Below are 9,550 nucleotides of genomic sequence, written 5' to 3'. Positions count from 1 at the left end.
TACCTCGACGACGGCGACTTGCCGATTGATAACAACTGGGTGGAGAACCGCATCAGGCCCATCGCGCTCGGGCGGCAGAACTGGCTGTTCGCCGGCAGCTTGCGTGCGGGCAAGCGGGCTGCTGCCGACCCACCCGGCCAGGTGCTTGGACGAACTGCTACCGCATCGCTGGAGCGGAGCGCTGCTGGGGCCAGCTGACCTCAGCCGCCATCACGCATACTGACGAAATGGAACCACAAGTGCCTGAACATAACGATCCTCCAACAATCGCTCAGGGGATCGGTTTGCTTTTCGTGCGTCTATTTTTGGGCGCCGTCATTGCCGTAGTTGTCCTCGTGATTGCGATGGTGACGGGCTTCTTCGGCGGCGGCGGAAAAGGTGTGTTCTTGCTGGTCTGGATCGCAATCATCGCCACTCCGATATGGGCTCTGGTCCCCTTGGTTCGTGCTATCGCAGGTCGTAGTGACGTGCCCAAGCAGTCCGACCGGTAAAGAGCGCATTCACCGGCACGCACGCGCCACCTCCGGATAGGCGCCCCACTAACCTGGTTTCAACAAGGCGCTTCAGAGTGGGTTGGCCGGACGTACATGGACGCCCCCGGTTTGCCAAGCTTCCAGTTCACTGCCGCACGAAGAAAAGATTGCACCCGTACATTCGGACTTTCAATGCGAGACGAGCTCGCTGTCCCTGATGGGTTCTGCTGGTCGGCGCCCAATCGCATACACGCACTCGAAGTGCTTCGTCCGGCGCGGGCTGTGCCAACCACGGTCTGACCTGTCGTGCCATCAACTTGCTGGTTGCCTGAGCAATCGGCGGTGGGTGGAGCGGATGGTAGAAAAAACAAAGAAGCGCCCGTTTGGGCGCTTCAGTATTGATGTCCTGGCGGAAGCGGTGAGATTCGAACTCACGGAAGGCTCACACCTTCGACGGTTTTCAAGACCGTTGGATTAAACCACTCTCCCACGCTTCCGGAGGCTGCGCATTCTACGGGAGACGGCGCGCTATCCGGGCTTCTGCGCCTGCTCGCAGTCGATCTGGATGATCTCGCGCGTTGCGCCGTCGATCCGCGCGGCGGTCAACTGCCCGCCCCAGATGCAGCCGGTGTCCAGCCCCAGCAGGTCGGGGCGGTTCAGCAGGCCGAGGGTGGACCAGTGGCCGAACGCGATGGGCGTGCCGGCCGTGCGCCGGCCGGGGGCGTCGAACCAGGGTGCATAGCCCGGTGGTGCAGAGCCCGCGCCGTCCTTGGTCTTGAAGTCGAGTTCGCCGTCGGCGGTGCAGAAGCGCAGCCGGGTCAGCACGTTGACGGTGAAGCGCAGACGGTCGTTGCCCGTCAGCCCGGCGTGCCAGCGCGAGGGTTCGTTGCCGTACATGACGTGCAGAAAGTCGGGCAGGTCGGGCCCGCGCAGCACGGTCTGCACGTCGCCGGCCAGCGTCAAGGTGTCCTCAAGGGTCCATTGCGGCACGACGCCGGCGTGCACCATCAGCCAGCCGAGTTCGAAGACCGCCAGGCGTTGCTGGCGCAACCAGCCCAGCAGGGACTCGCGGTCGTCGGCTTGCAGGATGGGGCCGAGCGTGTCGTTGCGGTGCTGGGGGCGTACGCCGTGCGCGACGGCGAGCAGGTGCAGGTCGTGGTTACCCAGCAGGCAGGTTGCAGCATCGCCGAGGGCCGCCAGGCGGCGCAGCGTCGCGAGTGAGCGGGGGCCGCGGTTGACGAGGTCGCCCAGCAGCCAGAGACGGTCGCGCGACGGTGAGAATTCGATGCGGGTGAGCAGGCGCTCGAAGGCGTCGCAGCAGCCCTGGAGGTCGCCGATCAGGTAGTTCATCGAGGCGAATGCTAAGCGCCCGGCCGAGCGGCCGGGGTGCCCGGATCTGTTGCGCGACGGGGCGTGGGTGCGAATTCGGGGAATCGGCGATGGGCGCGGTCGCAGCCATCTGCTAGTCTCCCGGCCTTCGTTTTTGATCGCGCGTCACCTCGGGTTACTCCGGGGCTGGCGCCTTCGATGGATACCGCTCTCGTTCTCTTTCTGATTCTTCTCAACGGCCTGTTCGCGATGTCGGAAATGGCCTTGACCGCCAGCCGCAAGGCCAGATTGCAGGTCATGGTGGAGAGCGGCGAGGGCGGCGCGCAGGCCGCGATGGACCTGCACGAGAACCCGACCAAGTTCCTGTCGACCGTGCAGATCGGCATCACCGGCATAGGCGTGCTGAACGGCATCGTGGGTGATGCGGCGTTCTCGGGGCCGCTGTCCAAGTGGCTGACCGAGACCTTCCACCTCAATCCGCATGCGACCGACATCGCTGCGACCGCGCTGGTGGTGGTCATCATCACGCTGCTGACCATCGTGTTCGGTGAACTGGTGCCCAAGCGCATTGGCCAGATCTACCCGGAGACGGTGGCGCGCCTCGTGGCGCCGGCGATGAACTTCCTGTCCATCGCGGCGCGGCCGCTGGTTCGCACGCTGAGCTTCTCGACCGAGGCGACGCTGGGCGTGCTGGGCCTGCGCAACAAGGGCTCGCGTGGCGTGACGGAAGAGGAAATCGCTGCGAGCCTGGAAGAGGGCCTGGACGCGGGCGTCATCGAAGAACACGAGCACCAGATGGTGCGCAACGTGTTCCGGCTGGATGAGCGGCAGATCGGCTCCATGATGATCCCGCGCGCGGAGATTGCCTGGCTGGACGTCGAAGCCACGCCGGCCGAGGTGCTGGCCGTGTTGCGCGAGCATGGCTTCAGCCGCTATCCGGTTTGCCGTGGCGGCTTGGGTGACGTGCTGGGCGTGGCCAATGCACCGGCGCTGCTGGCCGGCATGCTGGAGGGCCAGCCGCTGGACCTGACCGCCGGCCTGGAGGCGCCGCTGTTCGTGCCCGAGACCTTGTCGGGCATGGAGCTGCTGGAGCACTTCCGCGTCTCGGATGCGCCGCTGGTGTTTGTTGTCGATGAGTACGGTGAGGTGCAGGGCGTGATTGCCGTGCGCGACGTGCTGGAGGCCATCGCCGGGGAGTTCAACGCTCCCAGCGATGGCGACGCGTGGGCGGTGCAGCGCGAGGACGGGAGTTGGCTGATCGATGGCCTGATCCCGGTTCCCGAACTGAAAGACCGCCTGGCGTTGAAGGAACTGCCCGAGGAGGACCGTGGGCGCTACAACACCCTGGCCGGCATGATCATGCTGCTGCTGGGGCGCTTGCCGCGCACGACCGATGTGGTGGAGTGGGACGCGTGGAGATTCGAGGTCGTGGACCTCGACGGCAAGCGTGTGGACAAAGTGCTGGCCAGTCGTCTGGCCGAACCTGGAGAGAAAGAATCATGAGCAACCCCCCGATGTATGGCGAGCTGCAGCCGCTGGACCGTGAAGCCCACAAGAACCTGAAGCTGGACACGGCCCAGCCGGTCGTGAGCCGCGTGGCCGACCAGAACTCGGTGTTCCTGGCCGCCGTCGAGTTCGCCGATGCCTGCAAGGAGTTCCCGGTCGTGTTCGTGCGCGCCGGCGAGCCGGACGCCGCCGGCAAGCAGGCCGTGGCGCCGCTGGCCGTGCTGGGCCTGAAGCCGGGCTCCAACCTGTTCGTCGAAGGCGACAAGTGGACGGCCAACTATGTGCCGGCCTATGTGCGCCGCTACCCGTTCGCGATGGCCCGCCTGGATGGCAATGCCAACAACCTCGCCGTCTGCTTCGATAACAAGTGGACCGCCTTCAACGAAACCACCGGCGAGGCGCTGTTCAAGGATGGCGAGCCGACCGAGTTCCTGCTGAATGCGCGCAACTTCCTCGAGAACTTCGAGCAGGAAGCGGAGCGCACCCGCCTGATCTGCGCGCTGCTGTCCGATCTGGATCTGCTGCAGGACATGCGCTTCGAGGCCACGCTGCCCAACGGCGACAAGCTGGATGTCGAAGGCTTCCTGGCGCTGGACGAAAAGAAGTACAGCGAGCTGCCTGATGCCAAGGTGCTGGAACTGCATCGCAACGGCCTGATCGCGCTGATCGAGATGCATCGCCTGTCGCTGGGCAACATGAACCGCCTGGCCGGCCGCTACGCCGCCTGAGTGGCGCGGCCCAGGGCACGCGGCCGCGTGCCCTGTCTTTGCGCCCTTGCACAGTTCGACGCCGGGTGCAATCCCGTTCCGCACGATGCACATGTATCAAACTGTGAAATTCAAGTGAGAAAGTCACCGCCACATCTCTAGACTCCGCGGCTCGGTGAGTTAGGCGTCAAAGGATGTGAGTCGATGATCCCGATCTTCAAGGAACGCCGGCGTGAGCCGCTGAACCCCTTTGGCGGGCCGCCGCTGGAGTTGAACAGTGACTTCGGTTCACTGGCGGGTGATGCGCTGGAGCTGGTGGAGCGCCGCTACGGCGATCGCGGACTGGCGGTGCCTCGGGAGCGGTACAGCAGCCGCAGCGAGGCGGGTGACATCGTGTGCACCGCCAGCGATGGCCGCGACATCATCGGCACGCTGTCCGTGCGATTCGACGGTGAAGGCGGCCTGCATGCCGACGCTCTCTTCAAGCAAGAGCTGGCCGAATGGCGCGCGTCAGGCGTGTCGCTGTGCGAGTTTGGCGGCCTGGCCGTCGACAAGCATGCCCACGAGCCCAAGCGGGTACTGGCGCAGATCTTCCATCTGGGCTACCTGCATGCTCATCGCCGTGCGCACGTGGCGCGGCTGGTCATCGAGGTCAATCCGCGTCATGTGGCGTTCTATCGCCGCTGGCTGGGGCTGCTCCCCTACACGACCGCGCGCCACAACCCGCGGGTGAACGCGCCGGCCGTGTTGATGAGTTTCGAGTTCACGACGGCCCGCGAGCAGATTGCATTGCTGGGCGGCCGCCCGGAGCTGCTGGCGACGACGCGCAGCCTCTACCCCTTGTTCTGGGATGCCGGCACCGAAGCGGCGATGCTGGCGAAGCTGGCGCTGGGCTGATGCCGAGCAGCGGATGGGCTTGGTTGTTGGAGCCGATCTAAGGCTGCGCGGAACGCGTTGACCTTGCCCCCCTGGATTCCGTATCCCATCGCCGGACTACGCGTTGACTGTCTGGCGCTGGCCGGCGAGCAACGACCGTCTGCGCCAGACGCGACACCGCCGGCCGTCACATCATCCCGCCGTCAGGGATGAAAGATGTTGACGTTGTAGCCGCTGACGCGTTGGCCGCCGGTGGCGAAGCTCAGTGACAGGGACTGCTCGGCGTCGGGGCCGATCTGCCGGATGGCCGGTGTCAGCGCGTCCGGTGCCACGACGCGCCGTGCGAAGGGGCTGCCGCTGGCGTCGGTGAGGCTGAGTTCCACCCACGGGGCGGCGACTGCCACGCCGGTTTTGTTGCGCAGCGACAGGTTGAGCCGGTAGCCGCTGCCCACGGGGTTCAGCGACGTCGACTCGATGCTCAGGGCCTCGATGCGCCGCCAGGGCTGGATGTCGCAACCGACGGGTTCGCACAAGGCCACCAGGCCCGGGCGCAGCGGCGGATGCAGGGCGGCGAGTGCATCGCGGAAATGCAGCGCCACCTGCAGCGCCAACGCCGCGGCGAGCAGCAGCGAGAGCAGCGCCAGGGCGATGCGCACGATGGGCCGGTTCCAGCGCGCCGTGCTCTCGGCATGGCGCATGAACTCCGGTACGACGGCGGGCGACGGCGCTCCGCGCTGCGCAGCCTTCGGCGGTGCGGCAGGTTCGCGTGGGCGCGCCGCTTGGGGTGGAGGTGGTGGCGCTTCGACAGGCAGGTCGATTTCGCCCCACTGGGGCTCCATGCGGGTTGCCTCGTCTGTCGGCCAGCCGGCTGGCAGCGTGGCCGGGCGTGGTTCTCGCTCCCGCTCCGGCTCAGGCTCGGGCGGAGGTACCCACACGGGCTCGGGCAGTGCTGGCGGGGGAGGGGGCGGCGGTAGTGGGGCCGGGGGTGGAGGTGGCAACACCTCGACGGCGGTCGTCGGCGCGGTGCCCGGCGCCGGTGCCGGCGCGCCAGGGAACACGGGCGGCCAGGCCGGCGGCGTGTCGCGCTCGATGTCGAACAGCAGCTCGCGCGCGTCGAAGACCTCGGCGCACCGGCCGCAGCGCACCCAGCCATCGGAGACGCGCAGCTGATCTTCGACGATCCGGAAGATCGTGCCGCAGGCGGTGCAGCGCGTCGCGAGGCTCATGCGGCTCGCTGGGCGGTCATCAGGATCCAGCCTTCCTCTTCGGCGCTGACCTCCAGCGCCAGCCAGGGCGCATAGGCAGCCTTCAGTTCATCGGCCTGGTGCGACAAGATGCCGGCCAGGATCAGATGCCCGCCAGCCGCCACATGGGCGCACAGCAGCGGCGCCAGCAGCTTCAGCGGCGTGGCGAGGATGTTGGCGATGACCAGCGGGTACTCGCCGCGGGCCAGGCTCGGCTCGCCCGTGTTCAGCGCAACGCCGTTGGCGGTGGCGTTGTCGCGTGAGGAGGTGATGGCCGCCGGGTCGATGTCGACTGCGTCGATGTGCGTGGCGCCATGCAGCGCCGCGCCGATGGCGAGGATGCCGGAGCCGCAGCCATAGTCCAGCACGCGCGGCCAGGGCTGGGCCCGGGTGGCGATCCAGCGCAGGCACATGCGTGTCGTCGGGTGGGTGCCCGTGCCGAAGGCCAGGCCCGGGTCGAGCCGCATGACGCGCAGCGCCTGCGGAGGCGCCTCGTGCCAGCTCGGCACGATCCAGAAGTCCGGCGTGATCTCGACCGGCGCGAACTGGCTTTGCGTGAGGCGCACCCAGTCCTGCTCGGGTACGGCCTGGATGGCCTGCACATGGACGTCGGCAGCCCAGTCCTGGGCCAGGATCAGCGTCGCGGCCTCGGTGCCCTCGGCTTCCGACGGGAACAGGGCCTTGACGACCGAGCGGTCCCAGCCCGCCTTGGGAGCGGGCATGCCGGGCTCGCCGAACAGCGCGCGTTCGGCATCGGTGTCGGCGTCGGCGTCTTCAACGGACACCGCGAGGGCGTCGATCTCCATCAGCGCGTCGCTGACGATCTCGACGTCGGCCTCGCGGCACACCAGCGCAAGTTCAAACAGATGACTCATGTGCCGTATTGTCCCGCGACTGCAGGCCCCTGCAGCGCAGTCTTATCGTTTGTGCGCCGCCATCCAGCCTTCGAGGTAGTGGATGGAGGTGCCGCCTTCGATGAACTTGGCGTCCGCCATCAGCTCGCGGTGCAGCGGGATGTTGGTCTGGATGCCTTCCACCACGGTCTCGCTGAGCGCGATGCGCATGCGGGCCAGCGCCTGCTCCCGCGTGTCGCCGTGGACGATGATCTTGCCGATCATGGAGTCGTAGTTGGGCGGCACGAAGTAGTTCGTGTAGGCATGCGAGTCCACACGCACGCCGGGGCCGCCGGGCGGGTGCCACATCGTGATGCGGCCGGGCGAGGGGATGAACTTGACCGGATCTTCCGCGTTGATGCGGCATTCGATGGCGTGGCCGCGCATCTCGATCTGGCGCTGCGTGAACGGCAGCTTCTCGCCGGCGGCGATCTTGATCTGCTGCTGCACGATGTCGATGCCGGTGACGAGCTCGGTGACCGGGTGCTCCACCTGCACGCGCGTGTTCATCTCGATGAAGTAGAACTCGCCGTTCTCGTACAGGAACTCGAACGTGCCGGCGCCGCGGTAGCCCATCTTCTTGCAGGCGGCGGCGCAGCGCTCGCCCACCTTCTCGATGTTGCGGCGGGGAATGCCGGGGGCGGGCGCTTCCTCGATGATCTTCTGGTGGCGGCGCTGCATGGAGCAGTCGCGTTCACCCAGCCAGACGGCGTTCTTGTGCGTGTCGGCGAGGATCTGGATCTCCACGTGGCGTGGGTTCTCCAGGAACTTCTCCATGTAGACCTCGGGGTTGCCGAACGCGGCACCCGCTTCGGCCCGGGTCGTCTGCACGGCGTGCACCAGCGCGGCCTCGGTGTGGACGACGCGCATGCCGCGCCCGCCGCCACCGCCGGCCGCCTTGATGATGACCGGGTAGCCCACGGAGCGGGCGATCTTGATGATCTCCTTCGGGTCTTCGGGCAGCGCGCCTTCGGAGCCGGGCACGCAAGGCACGCCGGCGCGGATCATGGCCTGCTTGGCCGAGACCTTGTCGCCCATCATGCGGATGGATTCGGGCGTCGGGCCGATGAAGGTGAAGCCGCTGCGCTCGACGCGCTCGGCGAAATCAGCGTTTTCGGAGAGGAAGCCGTAGCCGGGGTGGATGGCCTCGGCGTCGGTGACCTCGGCCGTGGCGATGATGGCCGGCATGCTGAGGTAGCTCTGTGCCGACGGTGCCGGGCCGATGCAGACGGCCTCGTCGGCCAGCCGCACGTACTTGGCGTCGCGGTCGGCTTCGGAGTAGACGACGACGGACTTGATGCCGAGCTCACGGCATGCGCGTTGAATGCGCAGGGCGATTTCCCCGCGATTCGCGATCAAAACTTTTTTAAACATTGCAGTTGCCCAGCGCACGAGGCGCATCGAAGCAGAGGGACCCATCCAGCGGCTGCCGTGGAACTGGCTGGGCCAGGCCGCTGACAGCGCCCCCTTGCGGGGGCCGGCAAAGCCGGTCGGGGGAGGGCTTCATTTATTCGATGACGAACAGCGGCTGGCCGAATTCGACGGCCTGGCCGTTCTCGACCAGGATCTTCGTGATCGTGCCGGACTTGTCGGCCTCGATCTCGTTCATGATCTTCATGGCCTCGATGATGCAGATGGCCTCGCCTTCCTTGATCTGCTGGCCGACGTCGCCGAAGGGCTTGGCGTTGGGGCTGGAGGCGCGGTAGAAGGTGCCGACCATGGGCGACTTCACGACGTGGCCGGTCTCGACGGCGGCGGCGGCCGGTGCGGCAGCGGCCGGTGCGGCGGCAGCCGCTGGCACGGCGGCGGCGACGACCGGCGCGGCGGCGGTCGTGTAGACCGGCTGCACCGCCACGGCGGCAGCCGGGTCGGACTTGACGATGCGGACCTTGCCGTCGGCCTCCGTGATTTCGAGTTCGGAAATGTTCGACTCCGAGACCAGGTCGATCAGGGTTTTGAGCTTGCGCAGGTCCATCATGGCTCCAGGCGGTGTTGTAGTTGTCAGGGAAGGAACAGGAGGCCGCCGCGCTGTTCAGGCGCGGGCGGCGGCTCCCAACGATTCGAGGGCGTGATGCACGGCCAGCCGGTAGCCGCTGGCGCCCAGCCCGCAGATCACACCGACCGCCAGGTCGCTGAGATAGCTGTGGTGGCGGAAGGGCTCGCGGCGGTGGATGTTGGAGAGGTGCACTTCGATGAAGGGAAGTGCGACGGCCGCCAGCGCGTCGCGGATGGCGACGCTGGTGTGCGTGTAGGCGGCCGGGTTGATGACGATGAAGCGCGTGCCATCGCTGCGGGCGGCCTGGATGCGGTCGACCAGCGCCCCTTCATGGTTGCTCTGGAAGCTTTGCAGGCGGGCGCCGGCATGTGCTGCGATCGCGCTCAGTTCGGCGTCGATCTGGCTCAGGGTCTGCGCGCCATACACCTCGGGCTCGCGGGTACCGAGCAGGTTGAGGTTGGGGCCATGCAGGACGAGAAGTTGCATCAAACACGTGGCGCGGGCCGGACCGGCGAGGTCTAGAGAA

At 67.0% G+C, this 9,550-nt stretch carries 10 protein-coding genes, 1 tRNA gene and 1 pseudogene; 5 read left to right on the top strand and 7 right to left on the bottom strand.

The genetic code is table 11. The annotated features are described in order from the left end of the window. Both ACG00X_RS22720 and ACG00X_RS22715 read left to right on the top strand, forming a co-directional pair. Nucleotides 1-126: pseudogene (locus tag ACG00X_RS22720) on the top strand (IS66 family transposase); the annotation flags it as partial. Nucleotides 127-227: 101 nt separating this feature from the next. After that, the gene (locus ACG00X_RS22715) at nt 228-491 is read left to right on the top strand and encodes a hypothetical protein (RefSeq protein ID WP_394491877.1); all 264 of its coding nucleotides are present in this window, start codon (nt 228-230) and stop codon (nt 489-491) included. A 389-nt stretch (nt 492-880) separates the two neighbouring features. Here the strand turns inward: ACG00X_RS22715 and ACG00X_RS22710 are convergent. Both ACG00X_RS22710 and ACG00X_RS22705 read right to left on the bottom strand, forming a co-directional pair. Next, nucleotides 881-970: transfer RNA gene (locus ACG00X_RS22710), tRNA-Ser, on the bottom strand. Nucleotides 971-1,001: 31 nt separating this feature from the next. Continuing rightward, nucleotides 1,002-1,823: a symmetrical bis(5'-nucleosyl)-tetraphosphatase gene (locus ACG00X_RS22705; RefSeq protein ID WP_394491875.1), complete on the bottom strand. Its 822-nt coding sequence runs from the start codon at nt 1,821-1,823 to the stop codon at nt 1,002-1,004. Nucleotides 1,824-2,000: 177 nt separating this feature from the next. Here ACG00X_RS22705 and ACG00X_RS22700 point away from each other — a divergent pair, with 177 nt between their 5' ends. The 3 genes from ACG00X_RS22700 (at nt 2,001) to ACG00X_RS22690 (ending at nt 4,912) form a co-directional block, all read left to right on the top strand. Beyond that, on the top strand, nt 2,001-3,305 hold the full coding sequence (locus ACG00X_RS22700) for a hemolysin family protein (protein ID WP_394491873.1): 1,305 nt from the start codon (nt 2,001-2,003) through the stop codon (nt 3,303-3,305). Next, a complete protein-coding gene (locus ACG00X_RS22695) occupies nt 3,302-4,036 on the top strand; it encodes a SapC family protein (RefSeq protein WP_394491871.1) in 735 nt (244 codons plus the stop codon). The genes ACG00X_RS22700 and ACG00X_RS22695 overlap by 4 nt, the downstream gene beginning before the upstream one ends. Before the next feature lie 183 nt (nt 4,037-4,219). After that, entirely contained in the window at nt 4,220-4,912 is a 693-nt protein-coding gene (locus ACG00X_RS22690) for an N-acyl amino acid synthase FeeM domain-containing protein (RefSeq protein WP_394491869.1), read from the top strand. A 182-nt stretch (nt 4,913-5,094) separates the two neighbouring features. On the opposite strand, the gene ACG00X_RS22685 is transcribed toward ACG00X_RS22690, so the two are convergent. The 5 genes from ACG00X_RS22685 to aroQ form a co-directional block, all read right to left on the bottom strand. After that, nucleotides 5,095-6,117 carry a zinc-ribbon and DUF3426 domain-containing protein gene (locus ACG00X_RS22685; protein ID WP_394491867.1) on the bottom strand — a complete coding sequence of 341 codons (1,023 nt, stop codon included), beginning with the start codon at nt 6,115-6,117 and terminating at the stop codon, nt 5,095-5,097. After that, nucleotides 6,114-7,001: a 50S ribosomal protein L11 methyltransferase gene (prmA, locus tag ACG00X_RS22680; protein ID WP_394491879.1), complete on the bottom strand. Its 888-nt coding sequence runs from the start codon at nt 6,999-7,001 to the stop codon at nt 6,114-6,116. Before prmA ends, ACG00X_RS22685 begins: the two co-directional genes overlap by 4 nt. Nucleotides 7,002-7,052: 51 nt before the next feature. Further along, nucleotides 7,053-8,402, bottom strand: coding sequence for an acetyl-CoA carboxylase biotin carboxylase subunit (accC, locus tag ACG00X_RS22675; RefSeq protein ID WP_394491865.1), 1,350 nt, complete (start codon nt 8,400-8,402; stop codon nt 7,053-7,055). A 133-nt stretch (nt 8,403-8,535) separates the two neighbouring features. Beyond that, a complete protein-coding gene (gene accB, locus ACG00X_RS22670) occupies nt 8,536-9,003 on the bottom strand; it encodes an acetyl-CoA carboxylase biotin carboxyl carrier protein (RefSeq protein ID WP_394491863.1) in 468 nt (155 codons plus the stop codon). A 57-nt stretch (nt 9,004-9,060) separates the two neighbouring features. Beyond that, the gene (aroQ, locus tag ACG00X_RS22665) at nt 9,061-9,513 is read right to left on the bottom strand and encodes a type II 3-dehydroquinate dehydratase (protein WP_394491861.1); all 453 of its coding nucleotides are present in this window, start codon (nt 9,511-9,513) and stop codon (nt 9,061-9,063) included. Nucleotides 9,514-9,550: the final 37 nt, after the last annotated feature.

Source organism: Pelomonas nitida (genome assembly GCF_043555975.1).
Taxonomy (GTDB): Bacteria; Pseudomonadota; Gammaproteobacteria; order Burkholderiales; family Burkholderiaceae_C; genus Pelomonas; species Pelomonas nitida.
This window is presented reverse-complemented; position numbering and strand designations above follow the sequence as displayed.

Excerpts from the sequence above, each read along its gene's own strand:
- ACG00X_RS22715 (WP_394491877.1), top strand. The coding sequence starts at position 228 with ATGGAACCACAAGTGCCTGAACATAACGATCCTCCAACAATCGCTCAG.
- ACG00X_RS22705 (WP_394491875.1), bottom strand. The coding sequence starts at position 1,823 with ATGAACTACCTGATCGGCGACCTCCAGGGCTGCTGCGACGCCTTCGAG.
- ACG00X_RS22700 (WP_394491873.1), top strand. The coding sequence starts at position 2,001 with ATGGATACCGCTCTCGTTCTCTTTCTGATTCTTCTCAACGGCCTGTTC.
- ACG00X_RS22695 (WP_394491871.1), top strand. The coding sequence starts at position 3,302 with ATGAGCAACCCCCCGATGTATGGCGAGCTGCAGCCGCTGGACCGTGAA.
- ACG00X_RS22690 (WP_394491869.1), top strand. The coding sequence starts at position 4,220 with ATGATCCCGATCTTCAAGGAACGCCGGCGTGAGCCGCTGAACCCCTTT.
- ACG00X_RS22685 (WP_394491867.1), bottom strand. The coding sequence starts at position 6,117 with ATGAGCCTCGCGACGCGCTGCACCGCCTGCGGCACGATCTTCCGGATC.
- accC (WP_394491865.1), bottom strand. The coding sequence starts at position 8,402 with ATGTTTAAAAAAGTTTTGATCGCGAATCGCGGGGAAATCGCCCTGCGC.
- accB (WP_394491863.1), bottom strand. The coding sequence starts at position 9,003 with ATGGACCTGCGCAAGCTCAAAACCCTGATCGACCTGGTCTCGGAGTCG.